The organism is Rhodococcus sp. 05-2255-3B1 (assembly GCF_002258545.1).
In the GTDB taxonomy this organism is placed as follows: Bacteria; Actinomycetota; Actinomycetes; order Mycobacteriales; family Mycobacteriaceae; genus Rhodococcoides.
The window spans coordinates 305,669-326,354 of the sequence record NZ_NOZC01000027.1; the positions used below are offsets into that span (position 1 = coordinate 305,669).

At 62.9% G+C, this 20,686-nt stretch carries 17 protein-coding genes and 1 pseudogene; 9 read left to right on the plus strand and 9 right to left on the minus strand.

Going from position 1 to position 20,686, the window contains the following annotated elements:
* Positions 1-185 precede the first annotated feature (185 nt).
* The 3 genes from CH249_RS16215 to glp are packed head-to-tail and all read left to right on the plus strand — an operon-like array spanning position 186 to position 3,996.
* Positions 186-2,474 carry a molybdopterin-dependent oxidoreductase gene (locus tag CH249_RS16215; RefSeq protein WP_094683268.1) on the plus strand — a complete coding sequence of 763 codons (2,289 nt, stop codon included), beginning with the start codon at positions 186-188 and terminating at the stop codon, positions 2,472-2,474.
* On the plus strand, positions 2,471-2,788 hold the full coding sequence (gene fdxA / locus CH249_RS16220) for a ferredoxin (protein ID WP_094645601.1): 318 nt from the start codon (positions 2,471-2,473) through the stop codon (positions 2,786-2,788). Before CH249_RS16215 ends, fdxA begins: the two co-directional genes overlap by 4 nt.
* Positions 2,785-3,996 (plus strand): gephyrin-like molybdotransferase Glp, encoded by a 1,212-nt coding sequence (gene glp, locus CH249_RS16225; RefSeq protein WP_179273275.1) that lies wholly within the window; start codon positions 2,785-2,787, stop codon positions 3,994-3,996. Before fdxA ends, glp begins: the two co-directional genes overlap by 4 nt.
* A gap of 15 nt (positions 3,997-4,011) precedes the next feature.
* Here glp and moaA read toward each other — a convergent pair whose 3' ends face one another.
* The 5 genes from moaA to CH249_RS16250 form a co-directional block, all read right to left on the minus strand.
* Positions 4,012-5,091, minus strand: coding sequence for a GTP 3',8-cyclase MoaA (moaA, locus tag CH249_RS16230; protein ID WP_094683270.1), 1,080 nt, complete (start codon positions 5,089-5,091; stop codon positions 4,012-4,014).
* Positions 5,091-6,497: an FAD-dependent oxidoreductase gene (locus CH249_RS16235; protein ID WP_094683341.1), complete on the minus strand. Its 1,407-nt coding sequence runs from the start codon at positions 6,495-6,497 to the stop codon at positions 5,091-5,093. Before CH249_RS16235 ends, moaA begins: the two co-directional genes overlap by 1 nt.
* Positions 6,498-6,709: 212 nt before the next feature.
* Positions 6,710-7,201: a hotdog fold domain-containing protein gene (locus tag CH249_RS16240; RefSeq protein ID WP_094683271.1), complete on the minus strand. Its 492-nt coding sequence runs from the start codon at positions 7,199-7,201 to the stop codon at positions 6,710-6,712.
* Positions 7,198-7,860 (minus strand): enoyl-CoA hydratase/isomerase family protein, encoded by a 663-nt coding sequence (locus CH249_RS16245; protein ID WP_094645598.1) that lies wholly within the window; start codon positions 7,858-7,860, stop codon positions 7,198-7,200. The genes CH249_RS16240 and CH249_RS16245 overlap by 4 nt, the downstream gene beginning before the upstream one ends.
* Positions 7,861-7,872: 12 nt before the next feature.
* Entirely contained in the window at positions 7,873-8,514 is a 642-nt protein-coding gene (locus CH249_RS16250; RefSeq protein WP_094645597.1) for a TetR/AcrR family transcriptional regulator, read from the minus strand.
* 1,006 nt (positions 8,515-9,520) lie between these two features.
* Here CH249_RS16250 and CH249_RS16255 point away from each other — a divergent pair.
* Positions 9,521-10,438 (plus strand): site-specific integrase, encoded by a 918-nt coding sequence (locus CH249_RS16255; protein WP_218828425.1) that lies wholly within the window; start codon positions 9,521-9,523, stop codon positions 10,436-10,438.
* Between the two features lie 763 nt (positions 10,439-11,201).
* Here CH249_RS16255 and CH249_RS16265 read toward each other — a convergent pair.
* Positions 11,202-12,061: pseudogene (locus CH249_RS16265) on the minus strand (CHAD domain-containing protein).
* 215 nt (positions 12,062-12,276) lie between these two features.
* On the opposite strand from CH249_RS16265, the gene CH249_RS16270 reads away from it, so the two are divergent.
* The 4 genes from CH249_RS16270 (at position 12,277) to CH249_RS16285 (ending at position 14,318) form a co-directional block, all read left to right on the plus strand.
* Positions 12,277-12,549 carry a hypothetical protein gene (locus CH249_RS16270; protein WP_256981017.1) on the plus strand — a complete coding sequence of 91 codons (273 nt, stop codon included), beginning with the start codon at positions 12,277-12,279 and terminating at the stop codon, positions 12,547-12,549.
* A gap of 95 nt (positions 12,550-12,644) precedes the next feature.
* Positions 12,645-12,935, plus strand: coding sequence for a hypothetical protein (locus tag CH249_RS16275; RefSeq protein ID WP_143544503.1), 291 nt, complete (start codon positions 12,645-12,647; stop codon positions 12,933-12,935).
* 76 nt (positions 12,936-13,011) lie between these two features.
* Positions 13,012-13,206, plus strand: a complete 195-nt coding sequence (locus CH249_RS16280; RefSeq protein ID WP_094645594.1) for a three-helix bundle dimerization domain-containing protein — start codon at positions 13,012-13,014, stop codon at positions 13,204-13,206.
* Positions 13,207-13,745: 539 nt separating this feature from the next.
* Positions 13,746-14,318: a dihydrofolate reductase family protein gene (locus CH249_RS16285; protein ID WP_094645804.1), complete on the plus strand. Its 573-nt coding sequence runs from the start codon at positions 13,746-13,748 to the stop codon at positions 14,316-14,318.
* Here CH249_RS16285 and CH249_RS16290 read toward each other — a convergent pair.
* The 3 genes from CH249_RS16290 to CH249_RS28490 all read right to left on the minus strand — a co-directional run bounded on the left by CH249_RS16290 (position 14,256) and on the right by CH249_RS28490 (position 19,650).
* Positions 14,256-14,924 (minus strand): helix-turn-helix domain-containing protein, encoded by a 669-nt coding sequence (locus tag CH249_RS16290; RefSeq protein WP_256981016.1) that lies wholly within the window; start codon positions 14,922-14,924, stop codon positions 14,256-14,258. The genes CH249_RS16285 and CH249_RS16290 overlap by 63 nt on opposite strands.
* Before the next feature lie 1,220 nt (positions 14,925-16,144).
* Entirely contained in the window at positions 16,145-17,812 is a 1,668-nt protein-coding gene (locus CH249_RS16295) for a HEPN domain-containing protein (RefSeq protein WP_094645592.1), read from the minus strand.
* Positions 17,813-19,215: 1,403 nt separating this feature from the next.
* Positions 19,216-19,650, minus strand: coding sequence for a hypothetical protein (locus CH249_RS28490; protein ID WP_256988353.1), 435 nt, complete (start codon positions 19,648-19,650; stop codon positions 19,216-19,218).
* On the opposite strand from CH249_RS28490, the gene CH249_RS16305 reads away from it, so the two are divergent.
* Complete coding sequence (locus CH249_RS16305) at positions 19,607-20,425, plus strand: AMP-binding protein (RefSeq protein WP_256988348.1); 819 nt, start codon at positions 19,607-19,609, stop codon at positions 20,423-20,425. The two genes, CH249_RS28490 and CH249_RS16305, sit on opposite strands and share 44 nt — an antisense overlap.
* Positions 20,426-20,686: the final 261 nt, after the last annotated feature.

Genomic DNA, 20,686 nt, shown 5'->3' on the forward strand with positions numbered 1-20,686 from the left:
CGGGGTCGCCCACGGTCGCGAGCGGCCGGTGCCGTGTTCGACGGTGCTCTGCCTGCACGCTGACCATGTGAAGTGGGCGCTACCATTGTTACAGAGCGAGCGCTCTGCTACCGTCGAGACGCGGACCACTCACCGGCACGCGGCGGGGAATCGGAACGGACGCTCTAACAACGAATGGGAAGCGCATGGCAATCAACACCAGCACCGAGACCGGCACCTGGCACAAGACGGCGTGCATCCTGTGCGAAAACAACTGCGGTGTACAGATTCTCACAGACCCCGCCCAAGGTGATCGAAAGTTCCTCAAGATACGGGGCGACAAAGACCACGTCTCGACGCACGGTTACACCTGCAACAAGGCGCTCAAGCTCGATCACTATCAGAACGGAAGCAGGCGTCTGACCACTCCGCTGCGGCGCGAGTCGGATGGGTCGTTCACCGAAATCGACTGGGACACTGCTATTCGTGAGGTGGCGCAGCGTTTCGCCGCAATCCGCGACACCCACGGCGGCGACAAGATCTTCTTCCAAGGAGGGGGAGGGCAGGGCAACCACCTCGGTGGGGCATACGCAGGACCGTTCCTGCGCGCCCTCGGATCCAAGTATCGCTCGAACCCACTCGCTCAGGAAAAGACCGGCGAAGCGTGGGTCGATGCGCACTTCACCGGTGGACACACCCACGGCGATTTCGAGCACGCTGAGGTCTCGATCTTCATGGGCAAGAATCCCTTTCAAAGCCACGGAGTCTCGCGGGCGCGCACCATTCTGAAAGAAATCAACAAGGACCCGGCTCGTAGCATGATCGTCGTCGATCCGATCCGCACCGAAACCGCCGACCTCGCAGACTTCCACCTGCAGGTCAAGCCTGGCACCGACGCATGGTGTCTGGCCGCGCTGCTGGCGATCCTGGTCGAAGAAGATCTACTCGATCAGGCCTTCATCACCGACCACACCCGCGATTTCGGGCAGCTCGCACCAAGTCTGAACGCTATCGACATCGCCGAGTACGCGACCGTGTGCGGCGTCGAGGAAGACTTACTGCGCCGAGCAGCCCGTCGCATCGGCGCAGCCGAGAGCGTCTCGACCTACGAAGACCTCGGTGTGCAGCAGAGCCCGAACAGCACTCTCATCTCGTATCTGAACAAACTGATCTGGCTGTTGACCGGGAACTTCGCGAAAAAAGGTGCGATGCAACCACATTCCGCGATGTTCCCGCTCGGTCAATACACCACGTCCGTCAGGACCACTCCGGTCACCGGTGCCCGCATGCCCGCCGGGTTGGTACCGGCGAACGTCATCGCCGAGGAGATCCTCACCGATCACCCCGATCGCTTCCGGGCGATGTTGATCGAATCGTCGAACCCGGCGCATTCGCTGGCCGACTCCAAGACCTTCCGCGAGGCATTGGATGCGTTGGATCTCGTCGTCGTCATCGACGTGACCCTCACCGAGACAGGTCGCTACGCCGACTACGTGCTTCCTGCTGCCTCACAGTACGAGAAGTACGAGGCCACCTTCTTCAACTTCCATTTCCCCTCCAACTCCTTCCACCTGCGGGCCCCTGTCCTCGATCCCTTGCCAGGAACGTTGCCCGAACCGGAAATCTATGCCCGCCTCACTCGCGCACTCGGCGCGGTCGACGCGCGCAGTCTCGCGGTGCTGCGCGTCGCCGCCAAACTGGGCCGAACGCCGTTCAAACTCGCATTCGCCGCCCTCGCAGCGATCGACAAGAACACCGTCCGCATGGCCCCGTATCTGCTGTACGAGACGCTCGGCCCGACACTGCCGGACGGTGCCAAAGCCGCCGCGGTGCTGTGGGCACTGGCTCAAGGCACCGCTCGATCGCACCCGGAAGCGATGAAGCGGGCCGGTCACGCCAATGCCGATGCACTGTTCGACGCGATCGTCGCAGGCCGGTCCGGTGACGTATTCACCGAGAACACCCAAGCCGAAGCGTGGGGCTATCTTCCACACGAGGACAAGCGCTTTCCCTTGCTGATCCCGGAGCTACTCGGCATACTCGACGGCCTCGACGCCGCAGACGCACTGCAGACGAGTGAGGACTATCCGTTCGTTCTGGCCGCCGGACAGCGCCGAGCGTTCACCGCCAACACCATCATTCACGACGACAGCTGGCGGATGAAGGACAAGAAGGGTGCACTGCGCATCTGTTCCGTCGACGCCTCGAACCTCGGATTGGACACCGGATCGCTCGCGCGCATAGTGACCGCACGGGGAACCGCAACGGCGGAGATCGAGATCGACGATCGGATGCAGTCCGGGCATGCCGCGCTGCCGAACGGTTTCGGTTTGGACACCACCGGTGATCCATCCGGCGATGGCGGCGAACCGGTCACCGGGGTCCCGCTCAACCAGCTCACCGATGCCCGGCGGCGTGACCCGATCGCCGGCACACCATGGCACAAGAACGTGCCCGCCCGTATCGAATCGGTCGCCGAGGGCGCGGCCCGATGACGTACATCATCGCCGAGCCGTGCGTGGACGTCCTCGACAAAGCATGCATCGAAGAATGCCCCGTGGACTGCATCTACGAAGGCAATCGGATGCTCTACATCCACCCCGACGAATGCGTCGATTGCGGAGCCTGCGAACCGGTCTGCCCAGTCGAAGCGATCTTCTTCGAAGACGACGTTCCCGCGGAGTGGACCGGATACGTCAGCGCCAACGTCGACTTCTTCGACCAGATGGGCTCGCCCGGCGGAGCAGCGAAGCTCGGTGCCACCGGCACCGATGCACCGTTCGTCGCCGCACTGCCGCCGCGCCGGTGACAGCACAGCCGACGTTAGCGTCGGTTGACGATCACCGCCGACTCGTCGCCGGACTCGTCACCGACACACCGAATGTTCAGGCCACCCTGGCAGCCGCGGAAGGGTTGGTCCTGGCGGGAGCGGTGGATGCGCCGAACCCGTTGCCGCGCTTCGACAATTCGGCCGTCGACGGATATGCAGTGCATGCGGCAGATATCTCCGGTGCCCGCCGCGGCCAACCGGTCTCGCTGCCGGTCCGCCGCCACATCGCTGCGGGCAACTCGGCACCGACGACGTTGGCCCCGGGAACCACGGACAAGATCATGACCGGCGCGCCGCTCCCGGCGGGCGCAACGGGCGTGGTGCCCGTCGAGCTGGTCGACCGTTGCGGCCAGAACGCGCTCTTCGCGCACCTTGCCCGTGCCGGCGTCAACATACGTCGGCTCGGTGAGGACATCGAAGCCGGTCGCCGCCTGCTCGAACCAGGGACGACCCTACGGCCGCTGCACACCGGGATGCTGGCCGCTGTGGGGGTAGACCGCGTTCCGGTGCGGCGCCGGATTCGGGTCGCACTCGTGTCCACAGGTACGGAAATTGCGCACACGTCGGGCACCCTGGGTTTCGGTCAGATCTACGAGTCCAATTCGGTGATGCTCGCGTCCGCTGTCCGCCACTGCGGCGCGGACGTCGTTGCGTGCGAGTCGGTGTCGGACTCGGTTCACCGGTTCCGCCTCGTCCTGGACCGAGTCTGCGCGGCGGCCGACGTGGTGATCACCACCGGCGGAATCAGCGCCGGCGACCACGAAGTCGTCAAGCACGCGTTGCAGTCCCGCGAGGGGATGCACTTCGGAGGCGTCGCCCTCTCGCCGGGCAAACCCCAAGGTGCCGGACGGATCCTGGGCGCAACCGTACTGGCTTTTCCTGGCAACCCCCTTGCTGCGTATGTCTCCTTCGAGCTGTTCGCCCGCCCGCTGCTGCGCCGGGCAATGGGCATGATCGACGACGAGCGCCCCACTGTCACAGCTCCGTTGGCGCACCCGGTCACCGCGACGACCGGACGAACCAGTATCTACCTGGCCCGCCGCGATACCGCCGGAACGATCACCCTCGCGACTGGACCGGCCCGACACGGTCTCCGCGGTGTCCTCGACGCCGACTGCCTCGTCCGGATCGATCGGGACACCACCGAGCTACCCGAGGGGCATCCCATCACCGCGAGATTGCTGTGACAGCCCGGTGACCGGTCATCCGCCGATTGCGCTCATCGGCCGCGCCGGCTGAAGGAACGTCGGATCGTCGATACCGTGCCCAGGTTGCTTCTCCCACATCGCCTCTCGCCACCGACTCGCGATCTCTGCGTCTGTGACCGAAGGACTCGACGAAGGATGCCGCAGCAGCGTCGCGAGGTCGGTCTCTTGCGCGGCGAACAGGCAGTTTCGCACTCGACCGTCGGCGGTCAGACGGCTTCGGTCGCAGTCACCGCAGAACGGCTGGGTGACCGAGGCGATGATGCCGACCGCGGCGGGCCCACCGTCGACGAGCCATCGCCGCGCCGGAGCAGCGCCACGTGGAGCAGGATCTACCGTCAGGTCGTGATGGGCTCGAAGCAGCCGGTGGATCTCGTCCGCCGTGATCATCTCCGAGCGCCGCCAGCGGTGATCGGCATCGAGCGGCATCTGCTCGATGATGCGAAGCTCGAAGTCCGACTCCAAGCAGTAATCCAGAAGATCACCGACACCGATGTCGTTGATGCCCCGGATCAACACGGCGTTGATCTTGATCGGTGTCAGACCGGCTTCCCGTGCTGCGCGCAATCCGGCCAGTACGTCGTCGAGACGGTCACGGCGCGTGATCGCGGCGTAGATGTCTCGATCGATACTGTCTAGCGAGACGTTGATCCTGTCCAGCCCGGCGTCGGCGAGCATCTGCGCTTTGCGGTGGAGCCCGAGGCCGTTGGTGGTCAACGACAACGACGGTCTCGGCTCCAGCGCCGCTGCGAAGGCGACGAGTTCGGGCAGGTCCGCGCGGAGCAGGGGCTCACCTCCGGTGAACCGAATCTCTCGGACACCGAGATGCTCGACGGCGATCCGCATCAACCGCTGCATCTCCGAGGTGGACAGAAGCTCGTCGGTGGGTTGCCAATCGAGGCCCGCCTCGGGCATGCAATACGTACACCGCAGATTGCATCGATCGGTCAGCGAGATCCTCAGATCGGTGGCAACGCGGCCGAAGCGGTCGATCAACCCATCGGCTGCAGGCCTGTCGGACCCCGGCGCAGTCTTGGCACCCCTGAGGGTCGGCAGTCCCAGAGACGTCGGCGGCATCAGACGCGCGGTGACGTAGAAGCATCACCCGAGGCCCGGGATGCGGCCAGTATGTCCTCGCGTTCGACGACCTTCACGCGCTCGCGGCCCTCGGGCTCACCGAGTGAACGCTCGTGCGCGTCGAGGCGGTACCAGCCGTCCCACGTGGTGAAGGGCACCTGCTTGCCTTCGAGGAACGAGGTGACGGCGTCGAGGTCCGGTTCGGCCGCACCGACGAAGCTCGGCGCATCCTCGAGCAGATTCGCGACGGTCTCGTTGGCGTCGCCCTTGGTGTGACCGATGAGGCCGACGGGTCCGCGCTTGATCCAGCCGGTGACGTACGTGGCCGGAACGGGCGTGGTGGACGACGGGGACTCGACGACGCGTCCGGCCTCGTTGGGGAGAGTGCCTGCCTGCTCGTCGAACGGGAGCTGGCTGATGTTCTGGCTGAGGTAGCCGACCGCGCGGTAGACGGCCTGAACGTCCCAGTCGTTGTACTTGCCGGTGCCCTTGACGTTGCCGGTGCCGTCGAGCTCGGTGCGCTCGGTACGCAGACCGACGACCTTGCCGTCCTCACCGAGTACCTCGCTGGGCGACTCGAAGAAGTGCAGGAACAGCTTGTGCGGGCGGCTGCCGACGTCACGAATGGCCCAGTCCTGCAGGGTGTTGGCGACCATGTCGATCTGCTTCGAGCTACGCCGGGCCTGCTCGGAGCCTTCGTCGTAGTCGATGTCCTCGGGGGAGACGATGACCTCGATGTTCGGTGAGTGGTCGAGCTCGCGCAGCTCCAACGGGGTGAACTTGGCCTGAGCCGGTCCGCGGCGGCCGAAGACATGCACCTCGAGGGCCTTGTTGGCCTTGAGGCCCTCGTAGACGTTGGCGGGGATCTCGGTGGGGAGCAGTTCGTCGCCGGTCTTGGCGAGCACGCGTGCGACGTCGAGGGCGACGTTTCCGACGCCGAGGACGGCGACCTTCTCGGCCTCGAGCGGCCAGGTGCGCGGCACGTCGGGGTGGCCGTCGTACCAGGAGACGAAGTCGGCGGCGCCGTAGCTGCCGTCGAGGTCGATGCCGGGGATGTCCAGTGCGCGGTCTGCGTTGGCTCCGGTGGAGAAGATGACGGCGTCGTAGAAGCGGCGCAGGTCATCGAGGTTGATGTCGGTGCCGTAGTCGATGTTGCCGAGCAGCCGGACCTGTGGCTTGTCGAGGACCTTGTGCAGGGCGGTGATGATGCCCTTGATGCGCGGGTGGTCGGGGGCCACGCCGTAGCGAATGAGCCCGAACGGTGCAGGCATCCGCTCGAAGAGGTCGATGCTCACGCCCGGTCCGCTGACATTGTGGTCGGACTTCATGAGCGCGTCGGCGGCATAGATGCCTGCCGGTCCGGCACCGACGATGGCGACGCGGACTGGTCTCGGTGGACTGAACATGGGTGGGGCCTTCGTCTCGGTGATGCGCACGCCGAAAGTGGAACTGCTCAGCGGCAGAGGGGAGTGCAGCTCAGATACGTCGCGCTCGTGCGTGACACGCGGTGCCACTGTTGTGGACAGCGATGCCCGGGGGCAGGTAGTGAATTCACTCGATGATGTGCGAGCCGCTATGCGGAATCAGGCGGCGGCAGTCGTGATTGCGACGGTATTGGCTACGGTGCAGGCTTTTTCGATACCCGCATGGTGATGCGGGCAGTGACGAACGCGGCGCCGTCGGAGTCGAGTACGTCCACTGGCACAACCAGTTCTGTTGGTGCATCGGCGAACTCGGGGATTCGGTCCAGTCGCGCGACGGAGGTGACAGCCGTGGTGGCTTTTGCTTTGTATTCGACGGTCATACCCACAGGAATCCAGCGGTGAGTGGAGGGCACGGTGGCGTCGGTCATCATGCCAGCGGCCAGTTCTGCCATGTTGCACGAGGCGATGGCATGGTAGCTCCCGAGGTGGTTGCGGACTCCACGGCGGTTCGGGGCCTGCACGCGGCACAGTCCAGGTCGCATTTCAAGCACCAACGGATGGACGGTTCGGAAGTACGGTGCCTTGAAGCACAGGGCCTGGGTGAAGAGCCAGTTCCCGAAAGGAATGCGCTGCAAAGAGTTCCAGATCCGAAAATTGGCCCCGATGTGCTCGGTCACGGTGCTCATGCCGTGCGGCCCTGGCTCAATGCAGTCGACACCGAGGCGTACATGGTGGTCTTGATCGCGCCCAGTGTGCCGCGGTCCTTTCCGGCTATCGGGGTCAGGCGATCGAGAGCAGAGGCGATCAGTTCGCTCTCGGGGGCGGTGCCGTCGACAAGGCCGGCAGCAACGGCCTCGTCGGCACCGTAACGGTGTCCGGTAGTCATTGCCGTCGTTGCTGTTTGCGGGGAGAGTTTGGCTTGGATCAGCGCTGCCATGCCGGGAGTGAAGGGGATATTGATGTCGACTTCGGGGAAGCAGTAGTAGCCGCGGTCCTCGCGCATGAGGCGGTAGTCGTGCGCGATGGCGAACATTGCTCCCGCACCGAAGGTGTGTCCGTTCACGGCAGCGAGAGTGGGAAGGGGAAAGGTCAGGATCCGGTTGAACAACGCTTGCACCTGTCCGACATACCATTCGGCGCGATCGCCGTGGGACATGAGCCATTCCAGGTCGAGTCCGTTGGAGTAGAACTTGCCGGACCCGACCGTGATGAGCCCCCGGGCGTTGGACTCGATGTCGGTCAGGTGGGTGTCGACGGTCTCGAGCCATTCCGGCGAGAAACGGTTTTCGTCGTCACCGAGAGTGAGTACTGCGATGTCGTTGCTGATGTCCACTGTTGCGGTCATGTCGAATGTTCCTTACTTGTTTGCCGTCTGTGACGGTGTGTACGGAGGAAGGGGGACTGCCAGGACGGCACGGACAGCGGCAGCCAAACGTTCTCTGACGGCCGGATCAGGTGTGCGTTCACCGCGCAGCAGCATCGCGCCGGGCAACTCGACGATGCATTCGCGGATGACCGCGACCGCGACTCGGTCGGATCGGTCCCACACTGCGCGCGAGAGCCGAATGAGCAGGTCCGTTATCGAGGTGTCGAGTGCTCGTAGACTTTCGGCGATTTGCTCTGGTATGTCGTCGGAGCCGATCAGCTCGCTGCGCCGAACGGCCAACAGGAATCGTCCCGACTGCGGGTATTCGAGCAGGAAGGCTGCTGGGGCATCGGCCGCCGCGACAACAGCGTCCGAGGCGTCACGCGGCGGATGAGTGTCGAAAACGGAACCGACTGACGTGCTCTGTAGCGCGAGAAATCGTTGAGCGGCTCGTAGCCAGACACTCCCGACGAGGCCGGCCCGGGAACCGTACGCGTGGTAGATCGCTCCGTTCGACACCGACGTCGCCTCCGACAGTGCGCGCACAGTTACCGACGCCGCACCGGACTCGACAGCGAGCTGCTCGGCAGCATCGAGAAGTAGGTCGAGGTCATGAATTCTTGGACGCGGCATACGCCCACTTTAACAGAGCGGGTGCTCCAAAAGGAAGTGGTGTGTGGTGTGTCCAGGCGGCAGTTCCAAGCGCTTCGGGACCGAAAGCGCGAACAGCCCCCTTGTGCGCGTGCCGTGCGACAGCCTTTCGAACTCGTAGTACGGGCGACCTGTGAGCCGACAGGTGGCGTCACTGAGTATCACCGCGACGGCTTTCTCGGCCGGCTCCGCAAAACGAAGACGGACCAAGCGGGTCGCCGGGTGGCGAAATTCAGGCTGCGCAACGACAGCGACGAAACACGCCCGCTCGACACCGAATTGCGGTTGGGTCGCACAGACGCACCTGGCTACTGACCCAGGCCGATGTCGGTTTGCGACGAATGAGTCTCGTTGCCACGAGTCCGCACAGTCTGTCGATGCGGCATGGCGCTTTCCGTCCACCCGATACCGTGGCTGTCCGGCACCGATCGGGACTGTCCGGTGTCGGAGAGGCGGCGGTAGTTCGGTGTCACGAGAGTGTCACAAGTCGGTACGTTCGGGCATGGACTGGCCCGGACGGTGATGTACGAAAAGTGTTGCAAATAAACAAATATCGACTCCAACGTAGTTCAGGTGAATCCACTTCTAGGGACTTAAAATTCGCACAGTGTCGGTTCGAGTCCGACTGGGGGCACCAGAGTCCATATGGATCCAGATTTCTGGACCGAGACAGTGCTTTTCGGGTGGTAGCGTGGACTTCAGCGGCCTACCACGGATTTGAGTGGACAACCGAGACAGCGGATTTCAGATCCGCGGCGGATGGCTCCTCTCGTCCGTTGCATCTCGCATTCGTGCAGCTCAGGGCCGATTTTCGCGTTGAATCGTTGTCTCTGCATGCGGCTCGGTGTCACGAGGCTGTCACAACTAGTGCCCGTTCACCGGTACTCGCCGAGGTCCTCGACACCGGCGAGATCATCGAAATCGAAATAGAAGAGCACGACGCATTCTGGGCGTGGGCGGTCATCGAGACGTTCCCACAGAGGAATTCGTGTGGGAGGAACTCCTCGAACTCACCTACCTCGCAGTCGTGTCCTACGCGCTGCCATCGACCGGCGAGATCGTGCCCATGCTCCAAATCGTCCCGTCCAAGACCGGCGAAGAACGCCTGCTGCTGGTCAGCCCGGAACTCGCGAGCGTGCTCGCAACGATCATCGCGCGCCGCCGAACCGCCAACGACGGCGCAGTGCCCCTGACCGCGCGATACGACGGCCACGAACGCATCGCCGATCCTCCGCGACCGGATCTGTTCCAGCATCGAATGGAATGGCAATGGGCGGTCCCGGCACGGACGTTGATTCAAAAGTGGCTCAACCAAAACTTCTCCGCCACAGCGATAATCGACAACGAGGGCAAACCGCTCAGTTACACCGCGCACGATTTCCGTCGCATGTTTGCCACCGAGTCGGTCGGCAGCGGACTACCCATCCACATCGCCGCAAAACTGCTCGGGCGCAAGCATCTTTCCACAACTCAGATTGACACCGCCGTCTTCGGCGAGGAGCTCGTTCGCTCCTATCGAACGTTGCTCGACGCCCGCCGTGCGCAACGACCGGACGACGAACACCGCAGCCCCACCGACGCGGAGTGGAACGACCTTCAACAGCACTTCGAGCATCGCGAGCTCGAACTCGGAACCTGCGGTCGCCCCTACAACACTCAGTGCAAACACGAACATGCCTGCATCCGATGCCCCAGCCAGCAGGTCGACCCGACCGCTCGAACGAGGCTGACCGCCATCTTCGCAAACCTCCGCGACCGCATCGCCGAGGTACGAAACATTCGCTGGACCGGTCAAGCCGAAGGCCTCCAAACCAGCCTCACCGCGGCAGCGGCGAAGCTCGTCGGGCTCGACCGAACGGCACGCCCCAACGCCACGACATACCTCGGAAACCCTGCCGTGCCTTGACGGAGCTCCATCAGTTCCTACTCGCGCCGAAGACCGCCGACTCATCTGTTTGCGGCATCAACCGCTATCAGGTCATCGGTTCGCGGCACCATCCGGCGAAGGTGGTCGAGGGCTTCGGTGTCGGGTCTACCGCAATGATTCTTCGGAAATGGTGTCCGGTAGCCGGCTCCGGACGCGTCGATCAGCCACACCACCGGTGGGGGGGAGGTAATCACCCGAACACGAGTAGAGGATCGACACCCGGAACCGGTACGACGTGGCCGCGAAAGCTTCCGCCACCTCATCGATGCCGTCACCGGAATATGTCAATTGGCGCACCGCGTAGAACGGCACCTCGACCAACTGTTCACCAGGATTTCCACACACCATCACCGACGCGACCGTGAAGCCAGCGGGTCGGGAACCGAACTCAGGGCGAGGCGGAATGCTCAGCGTTGCCCCCGACAACACACCGCTCGACACTTCGCGGTCATCGACACACGACGGCACCGTCGCAATTGCCGCCTTCGGGGAGGGCTCAGGCCAGAAGTAGACAGACAAACCCACGACCAGAACTGCCACCACAGGCAGCACGATCAACCATCTCCGTCGGGTCACATCAGCTCTCCTCGGTGCGAGACCTTGTGGTGCAGTGCGTTTCGCTACGGGCATCGAAGGCAGCGGTCACAGCCGTCGTAGAGTCAGGGACAAACCCCACCGTCGAGGCCGAGACCCACCAGCACACCGTACGACCCGAACCACAATCTTCGGCTCGGCGAGTACCTCAAAGCTTCAGTGTGCGAGCTCGACGTCGTGCGGCTCCGGCCGCTTGCTGCTCGTGGGCGAACAGCAGGCCGTACGTGAAACCGTTCTCTGCGGGTCGGGTTCCTGCGGCAGCTCCGAGGCGGCGAAGAAACTCCGCGGCGACCAAGCTGTCTTGGTGTTCGCCGAGCACTTCCTGCACGTGTTTGTAGCGCCGGACCGTCTTCTTGGTGTGCTTCTTGCCGAGCAGCGGTGTCGCCAGTCCGCGGCGTACCGCGCACGCTTGAACGCTTTACGGGCTCTGTGCAGAGCTTCGTCATCGCCGGTCTCGCCTGCGATCGCAGCTTTCAGCCGGGTGCGGGCCTTCTTGCCGGCCTTGTTCGACAGTGACGTCACGTTCCTGCGTGAGAGTGACCGCACCGCGGTGTCGAGAGTGGCGAGGGCGCTGATCAAGGCGGCATACCGATCACCGGTGAGAACGGTATCGACGTCGGCTCGGTAGGTGCGCTGTTCGGCAGCAAGGGTGGTCTCGATGTCAGCAGCCACGGGACCGAGCACCCACTCGTCGGGGAGATCGGCCACGGCCTGCGCGAAGCGGGCACGCTGCACTTCGTGGTCGCGGACATGGCCGAGGATCCCGGCGTACCAGGACAGTTCCTCGTCCAGACCGGTGGCGACGCCCGGGTCGAAGGCGTCGGCGAACGCCCGTAGGGTGCTGCGGAGCCGCCGGATCGCCACACGTGTGGCGTGGATCGGATCTTCGCCGCGCCGAAGCGCGGCATCTCCTTCTCGGATGGCACTGATCTGCGCACGCACATAGGCGACGACGGGTGCTACGCCCGCATCTGGAGCTGATCGCGAAGATTTGGTCGGTGTAGTCATCGGTGTGGATGCCCCGAGTGCGTGCCGGTCGAAACCATCACAGTCGATCCGTCCACCCGATGATCGGTCCGTGGGTGTAGTTGGCTCGGTGTCCGTCGGCGTTCCGTGCCAGGGGTGTAGGCCCGTTCAGGGTGTTTGTTAGAGTTCACCTTTCGGTTGCCTTACGGTTGCTTGCGGCGAGTGCGACGGTCGACGGGCCGGGTGATACTGCAGTCATGCCGCCGACACCCGACACCCCGCACGAGCGCGATCGGATGCTGGCGTTCGCTCTTCAGTGGATGCCGTACGGGGGTGGCGACGCCGAGGACATCATGGTCGCATTCGGGGTCCCGTCGGAGATGTATTTCCGCAGGCTGCGGCACCTGCTGGCCGACCCGAAGCAGCCGGTTGATCTCGATGCCCGGACCGTGGACGCGTTGTTGCATGTGTGCCGTCGACGCCTCGAACACAGCGCAGCATCCGTCGGCCGACCACAGGTCGGGCAATGACCACCACGAGCGCAGTGGGCACAGCCACGGGATCGGCGCAGTTCATCGCACATTCACCTGGAGCGGGACACTCTGTACGTTTCGGTGACCGGAAGATGAACGCACCCAGCACGAAGCCGACGTCACCGGCCGCATCCCGGAGACAGCCCGACAGCTCCGATCATGCGCAGGCACAGGTTTTCGCCGCAATGTTGACCGTCGAGATCGACGCCGTCTCAGCGCTCGTCGACGACGCCGAACAACTCGCCCACACAGCCGGGCGTATCGGCCAGGGCACCGCCCGGCTTTGGCACAACGAAGAAGCCCGGTCGCAGCGAAAAATGTTATACGAGCTGCACCGCCAACTCGACGCACTCCACACGCGGTTTCCCGATATGTCGGGGTAGGCACCGACGGCACGACCCCGAGACAGCGCAGGAACTCCTGTTGACCTCACCCCGAGAAGAGCGGATCGTTGGAACAATGACAACCACCACCGAACACGAGCACATCGATGCCGTCCGCGATCGCCTCGCAGCGCTGTTCCCCGATGTACCGGCATCGGTCATCGACGGCACCATCGCCGCCGAGCACGCCCGCTTCGAGGGCAACTCCATCCGCGACTTCGTCCCTCTGTTCGTCGAGCGCAAAGCCCGCAAAGCCCTCCAGACGAAATAGCTTGCACAGCAACGCTTTTCATTCTGCGCGAGCCGATTCGCTTGTTCGCAAGACGAATGCCGACTGTGAACTGCACCCAGCCTTGCACGGCCGACCGGTGGCCTAGCCATAGATGTGGTCGGCTCCCGTTCGCCTCGATTTTTCCAGCCATGCTCGGAACTGGCCTTGAGGGAGACCCTGCGGGGGAGCCCGTGCGGGAGCCAACCATGTTGCCATAGTCGCCGAACTGCAGCCCGCTGACGAGACAACTGCGAATCCCCATAATGTCCGTGAAATGAGAAGTATTGCGGTGCAACAATATGCGGTAGTTTGCTGGTGACTTTGAGTATTAACGTTCGCCGTGTTGCCTCCTGTCTGCATGGGTGGGCGAAACGCGTGTGATCTGTCGCCCGGCAGGTCGATGCCTGCAAACTTTGTCGCGCGTGATGTCGTTTTCGTCCAAGACCGTGGCCTTCTTTGCTTCTACAGTGATTCCGGCCCGAACGAAGTGTCCGGGCGGCCGATCAGCGGCCTTATCCGCACAGGAAGTGGAGAGCAAGATGCGCGAGTTGGTATGGACGGGTTTCGTGTCGGTCGACGGCGTGCTGGATTCTCCCGGCGGTGAAGCCGAGGGCCACCCGAGCGGGGGTTGGGTTGCCCGCACGGACTTCGTTCCCGAGGCATTCGCCCTGAAGGGTGAGGAGCTCTCGGAGACGACCGCGTTGATGTTCGGTCGACGCAGCTACGAGGCGTTCGCGCCGATCTGGGTGAACTCCGAAGACCACGCCGGCTACCGAGACCTTCCCAAGTACGTGGTGTCCTCGACGCTCGATGACGACGCTCTCGTCGAGGGGTGGGGCGAGACCACTGTTCTTCGTTCGGCTCAGGACGTAGCCGATCTCAAGAAAACCGACGGTGGTGCAATTTTCATCCACGGCAGCGGCGAACTGGCCCGCAGCCTTGCTGATTCAGGCTTGATCGATCGATACAACCTGCTTGTGTTCCCCGTCGTCCTCGGTGCGGGCAAGAATCTGTTCGCCCACTCACGCCGCCCTGAACAGCGGCTGGAACTACGCGAGTCCGCCGCGTACGCCAACGGGGTCATGAAGGTCGTCTACGACGTCGTTCGCTGACCCTTCGAGCGCGATCGGGCCACCGATTCCGTCGCGGAGTTGCCCCGCGGTGCGGCCGACGAAACGGCGCAGACCTCGTGCGAGGTGCGGTTCGTCGTAATAGCCGAGCGCTGCAACCACGCCGGCGACGTCGCTGCGTCCTGCGAGCATCTCGGCTGCGCGTCGCGCACGTCGGATCTGTTCGAGGCCGCCCCGAGTGAGACCTGTGGCGGCGCGGAATCGGCGTTCGAGTGTGCGACTGGCAACAAAGGTTGGGTTCCCGGCCAGGTATGCGGACACCAGTGAGTCGGCAATGACAACTCCGTCTCGGACCAGGCGCGCCACAAACGCTTCCGCGTCGTCGGGGCCAGGAATTTGCCACCGAGTGCCATCGAGCCAAAACCGTGCCGTAGTGGTGTCGGGCAACTCAATACCGGAATCGACGAGCATTGGTGTTGGTGCCATGCGCAAAGATGTGCCCACAGTGAACTGGATACCGGTGAACCGCGCGCCTTCGGGTACCGCGGCCGTGCTTGTTCGGGTTTCGGGGCCGACAACCGCTGCCGATCGTGTTCCGTCCTGCTCCCAGAACACCAGCCCCCACGTCTCGCATGCGACAGCCGTCATGTCGCTGACGTTGTCGCTGCGACTAGTCCACACCGACGAGATCCACGGCGAGTCCGACCAGCGTGTCTCATTGAGCAACCCCACGGTCCCCATCGTAGAGGCTCGAACTGCCCGGTTCTCTCTGGAGTGTGTCGAAGCGGCGCATCTCGCCAACCTGCACTGGGCAAGGTCGGATCGATTCCTCGAACCGTTGCAGGAGAACCGTTTCCGCTGGCGCTGGCATTTGCTGCACATCGAGGCTGGTGGGATTTGCACAGCTGGCCCGAATGCGGCTGTGTCACGGCTTCGACATGGCATGTCAGTCGGATGGGACACCAGCATCGACGAGGCTCATCGGGGCTGCTGCCATCACCGCGGCGAAATCCCTTCTCGGACAACGCTTCCTAGCTTCGACCTGACATAAGATCTGTTATCAGCAATGATTGTCGTTGTTAACAGGGGTGCCCGGAGAACGCGTCATGCTCGATGTGACAACAGTCGGTCATGGTGACGCCTCCCGTTGCAAATGCAGGCTTTACCGATATTTCTGCACGATCCCCAAGGCCTGCGGGCAGGGTTGCGGCTGGCCACAAATGGTCGCTCCTTCAGGATGAGTACTGGCATGGGCGTCCCAGTGCTCGAGCAGCGTTGTGCGGTCGCCAAACAGCCCGGAGAGACGCTTGTCGATCTGACTTTCAGATAGCGCCGAGTGGCCCGGCCCAGCAGCCGGGGCCCCACTCGACAGGGAGGCAATCTGTAGGTCGATGGTCTTGAGCGCTGAGTCGTGGGCTGTACTTCTTGGTGCAGTCATGGGTCGACGGTAGTGGCATTGACCGTGCTGCATCGGTAGATTCCCGTGTCGAGTTCGTAGCGCCGACAACTGCGCCGTTGCCGGTGGTAGACAACAGCCCAGCTCACCTCACGAGCTGAGCTGAGCTGGGCTGGGCTGGGACGACTCCACGCTCTGGCCCGTGCAACGGCGTCTGCGTCGCTTGTTACGAATTTGCGTCCACAACAGGTGCAAATCCTTCGGGTGGATGCTCGTAGACGAGGACGTCGTTGTCGACGCCGGTGACGATGGTGAGATAGATCTTGCTGACGCCGTCGACCGAAACGAACGAGTTTACTGTTAGCCCTTGACGTCTAGGCACCCGAGGGAAGGGCGTCCGGCCGCCCTCGACTACGGCGTTCGGATGCAGCGCCCGTACTGTGTCGAGCACGGAGCTGACCCGGTGCCAGAGTTAGAACCCGAGGAGAACCTTCTGAGCACGAAGCCTCGACTCCTGGATTTCCGCTAGATCGGGCCGAAGCAAGACTTCTTTGAACGCTCTCAAGCCCAACGAAACCGCCTGGGATGCGTGATGCGCGACGGTGTCGATCGCCATCTTCTTGTCACCGACCTGGACTGCTCCATGGACGAAGCTGCTGCGCATGTCGTAGATTTTTCCGAGCTTTCGTTTCAGCTCAGCACGGTTGTCCATGTCATCTTTTTCGAGGAGTACGCACACGGCACCGGTCACTTGGAACTTGATTTCCGGATTTGCGCCGAACAGGCCTTCCCACGCTACGACTGCGTCGATCAGGCTATCGACGAGATCGCTTCGTTCGGCTGCAGCTCGCAGAAGCCTCCTCATGGAAAGAACAAGCTGGTCAGGCATGGCTTTTACCCTCGGCAACCAGGTATTGAGCTCTTCAGATACGCCCTCGGACAGTTCGACGGCGGAGGCGTTGTGGGGCAGATCGAATGGCTGGCCAGCCGATGCACCCACCATCGGATTGGAGACAACGCGGAACACCTCCGTCGTGACGATCTCCTCGTCCGGACCCGACGAAAGCAGGAATGCGAACCGCAGCCGCTCCATGAGATCGTCCTGTGCGCGTAGAGACTCCATGATCACCTCTGTGTCTTCCTCGCGCTGAGGCGTAAAGCCCGGGAATCCCGACTCATCTGTGGCGCTGTCCTGAATATCGTTGCGCAAGTGGCGAAACGGAGTATCGACTTCGAGCACAGTCCACACCTGTGTGGTCGCATTCAAGCACCCTGGATCGAGGGGAGTGCTGCGGCGCAACCTCATTCCCTCGAGTCCGATGACATCGTTTCCGTCACTGAGACGCACCCCGGCTAGACCTACATAGGTCGGAACAGATACCACTTCACCTGCAGATAGGGCTCGTGCGAGGCGAAGGTCAGCGACAGCAGCAGCTTGTACCTGCCCGATGCAATCATTGGCAGCGTATTTGGACACGCGCGCGTTGGTTACGAAGACACCGATCAAATCGTGAAACTGAAGTGTCTGCGACGTTCCGTCCGACCACAGGGGCAGCAGGGTCGCGTGCCACGGATGCGATACGAAAGGATCAGCGTCACTCTCTGGGAGACCCGCGAGAGCCTCCTCGAAGATGGCGACTAGCGATTTGTCACCCGCAAGCCGGTCCGCGAGCACCGAGTAACCGGGATGGCTGTCGAGCACAGCGTTTATATGAGTGTGAGTAGGCAGAAGTCGAAAGCCCAGAAGATCTCCAGCCAGCAGCTGCAGCGCCGACTCGGCACTCCCGTCGTCGATCAGATCGGGGACCGTCCCGCCGCATGATCGGTGCCAAGCTGTCGACCGCGTACTAGCGAGCTCGTCGACGTACCCTCCGAGCTCTCGTGCTGTGGCAATCCGGCGTTCATGGTGGTCGGCAATCTCGGCCAAAGCTTCCGAGCGCCGGTAGATCTCGGCGACGACAGTTCGCTGCTGCTCCGTGGGGACGACATTATGGAAGCCGTACTCGTAGTCGCATGCGCAGACGAAGTGCAGAAAGTCCGAGCCGTACCGTCGATCGAGCTCGTGAGCCTGGGTGCGGTATTCCACCCCCTGCTCTTCGACGAAGCTGTCCCAGTTCTCGAAGTCCTCCTGCGTTCTCATAGGACTACCTCTACAGGATGGCGCACAGGCAACTGCATTCACTCATCCATGCAAAAGAGTCCGTGGCTCTGACGCCGCCGCGACCCGTTGACGTGAACACAGTCTGCAGATGTTCGGATTGAAGCTTCTGCCCGACTCTTTGCGATCTCCGACGGCTACTGACGGCCCGTTGCCGGCCGTCAGGATGCGTCTCACGAGATCGACGGTTGGTTCCTAATCGGTGGCCAAACGTTCTCTGCACCGCGCGTGTCAGAGCCCTGGCAGCAATGGCTCACACCCAGTTCCGGGGTCTGGGCGCAACGCTCACACGGATGGGGATACGCCAGTACATCGGCCAACAGTGCCCAGCCGCCCACAACGCCGCCATCCGTCTTCATCGCGAAATACGTACGCGGAGAGGGTAACGAGCACTGGCTCGCCTCCCCTGCCCTTGCTTGCCGCAGGAATCTCCGGCTACTCTGTGGGCAGAGCCACGCCGTGTGGCTGACCCCGAGCCACTTGAGCGCCCGCATCGCTCTTCGGCACTCGAGGGCTAGGTCCTCTGGATCCGCGGCATACCTTCACCGTTGACGGCGGTGTGTGCGGGACATTGCCGATTGATCGGTAGAGGACGAACGATGACGAAAAACAATGCTCAGAAGAAGGCCGCACGCCTGCACCAGGCCGCCAATCGAGGTACGCCGTTCCCCTCCGCGATGCGGGCCGTAGACACCAGGCTCCCCGCGGCAGTGCCTGGAACTCCCTGGTTCCGAGAGCGGAAGCGTCGACTTGTCTGTTACTGCTGTGGCCACCCGAATCTCATCGCCTCTTTCGGCGATGAACGGGAGGACACTGCTCGGTTCGAACTGTACTGCGAGAACAGTGGCTGCGATGCCCGCGAGATCGCGGTGATTGCACTGAGCGGGAACATGATCGGCACATCCAGCAGAGCCGATGTCCGCACGCTCACACATTTCCCGCAGAGTGCCACGAGCCACCGCACAGTCAATGGAAGGTACGACGACTGGCTCGCCGGTTCTGAGCCATGGGTCCGAACCCAACGCGGAGAGGACTTTCCGTGCCTTTGGTGCGGTGAGATGGACAGCCGACTTTCGCAAAACGACGTCGCCACTGATCGTTCACGTTTTCACCTTCGTTGCCTGAACACCAGCTGCGTAGTCCGCGAGTACGCAGTGTTGATCGTCCGTGACGGAACACTGGGCACAGCTGATCGCCCTGATGTCATGGCCATCCAGTACATCGACACGCCACCCAGCTCCCGGCGAACGCCAGGCGACGCGAGTTACGACTTCGTGGCCATGCAGCGGGTCCTGGACGAAGACGACAAATTGGCTCGGCGACGATCCACTGGCCCCATCGACTGGTCCGCCGCTACCCGCATCCGCTAGGTTGCGTCGTCTGGCCTAAGGCGCGTCGTCGAATGGCCCGAATGTCGCTTCGTCCCAATGCTGTTCGAGCGCGTCGTTCCATTCGTCGATGTCCGAGGCAGAGAACAGGTGCATGTTGTGTTCGGTGAGTAAGAATCCGGTGTCGCGCCATGCTTGGAAGTAGGCGGGGTTCTCCCCTGCCGCGATGGCCTTGTCGATCAGGGAGTCCACGTCGGTCAACAGGGTCTCCTCGCTGATCCCCTGCGGCGTGTCGGCATCTGGGTCGAAGAACAACGGATCGTTGGGCCCGAGGTCTCGGCCGAATTTGTTCCGAAACGCCTGTCGCTGCTCTTCGAGAGAGTCGTTGAGCTCCGCACCACCCACCGTGTCATTGCTCCACGACAGGGTGCGCCCACCGTCGGCGTTGGTGCGCTGTTGCACAAACGAGGGATCGCCGCTGCGCTCGAGCACCAGCGCAGCATGCTGCTCACGTGAGACGCCTTGCGATCTGACTGCTCTGCGACGGATCGTGGTGGCGGCGGCACCAGTTCCTCCGCGGACTCTGCGCGCGTATTCCGAGCGTGGTATCAAGATGTGTCAGGGCTATGGTCTCACCGAAAGTGGTCCTGGAGCAACGATTCTCACCTCGGTCGACGCCGAACGGAAGATGGGAACGGCAGGCGTACCGCACACGTTCACCGACGTCAGAATCGTCGACGCCACCTCGCGCACGGTGGCACCCGGTGAACGAGGCGAGATTCAGATTCATGGCCCGAACGTGATGAAGGAGTACTGGGGTCGGCCCGATTCGACCGCGGACGTGTTCGACGACGGCTGGCTCCGCACCGGTGACATCGGTGTCGCGGACGACGAAGGGTTCGTCACGATCGTCGATCGCCTCAAGGATCTGATCATCTCCGGAGGAGAGAACATCTATCCAGCGGAAGTCGAGGCAGCGATACTCGAGCTGCCGGGTATCGAGGGCTGCGCGGTGTTCGGTGTGCCCGACGAGAAATGGGGCGAGTCGGCGTTGGCCGCAATCACGGTCTCGGCGGGCTCCACCGTCGACCCCGAATCACTCGCCTCAGCGCTCGGTGTCAACCTCGCCCGGTACAAGATCCCGAAGCGATATATTGTGTTCGAAGAAATCCCGCGTAACCCGACCGGAAAGATCCGCAAAGACGTACTCCGGGCTCAGTTCGCAAACGCTAATGTCGAGGTAGTAGCGCAGCAACCCGGCGAATGATCGAAGTAAGGCCCACCATCGACGCATGTGCCCAGTCACCGTCTCGGCTGGTCCCCGATAGTCTTCGCCCACGAGGTGGACATCGCAGCAGTTCCAACCAGCTATCAACTCGCCTACTTGCCGTCGCCGAGCTCGCTGGAGCGCCTGCGCACCGATACCTCCGACACTTTCATGCAATAGCTGCGAGGGGTTGCCAGAAGTACCCGCGGTCGCTCGTGCGACCACTCTCGGTACATTTCCTGATCGTCTGCGTGCTATGGC

Coding starts and splice junctions, on each gene's coding strand:
- CH249_RS16275 (WP_143544503.1), top strand. CDS start 12,645: ATGAACGCACCCAGCACGAAGCCGACGTCACCGGCCGCATCCCGGAGA.
- CH249_RS16250 (WP_094645597.1), bottom strand. CDS start 8,514: ATGCCGCGTCCAAGAATTCATGACCTCGACCTACTTCTCGATGCTGCC.
- fdxA (WP_094645601.1), top strand. CDS start 2,471: ATGACGTACATCATCGCCGAGCCGTGCGTGGACGTCCTCGACAAAGCA.
- CH249_RS16290 (WP_256981016.1), bottom strand. CDS start 14,924: ATGACGGCTGTCGCATGCGAGACGTGGGGGCTGGTGTTCTGGGAGCAG.
- CH249_RS16280 (WP_094645594.1), top strand. CDS start 13,012: ATGACAACCACCACCGAACACGAGCACATCGATGCCGTCCGCGATCGC.
- moaA (WP_094683270.1), bottom strand. CDS start 5,091: ATGCCGCCGACGTCTCTGGGACTGCCGACCCTCAGGGGTGCCAAGACT.
- CH249_RS16240 (WP_094683271.1), bottom strand. CDS start 7,201: ATGAGCACCGTGACCGAGCACATCGGGGCCAATTTTCGGATCTGGAAC.
- CH249_RS16295 (WP_094645592.1), bottom strand. CDS start 17,812: ATGAGAACGCAGGAGGACTTCGAGAACTGGGACAGCTTCGTCGAAGAG.
- CH249_RS16245 (WP_094645598.1), bottom strand. CDS start 7,860: ATGACCGCAACAGTGGACATCAGCAACGACATCGCAGTACTCACTCTC.
- CH249_RS16235 (WP_094683341.1), bottom strand. CDS start 6,497: ATGTTCAGTCCACCGAGACCAGTCCGCGTCGCCATCGTCGGTGCCGGA.
- CH249_RS16270 (WP_256981017.1), top strand. CDS start 12,277: ATGCCGCCGACACCCGACACCCCGCACGAGCGCGATCGGATGCTGGCG.
- CH249_RS16285 (WP_094645804.1), top strand. CDS start 13,746: ATGCGCGAGTTGGTATGGACGGGTTTCGTGTCGGTCGACGGCGTGCTG.
- CH249_RS16215 (WP_094683268.1), top strand. CDS start 186: ATGGCAATCAACACCAGCACCGAGACCGGCACCTGGCACAAGACGGCG.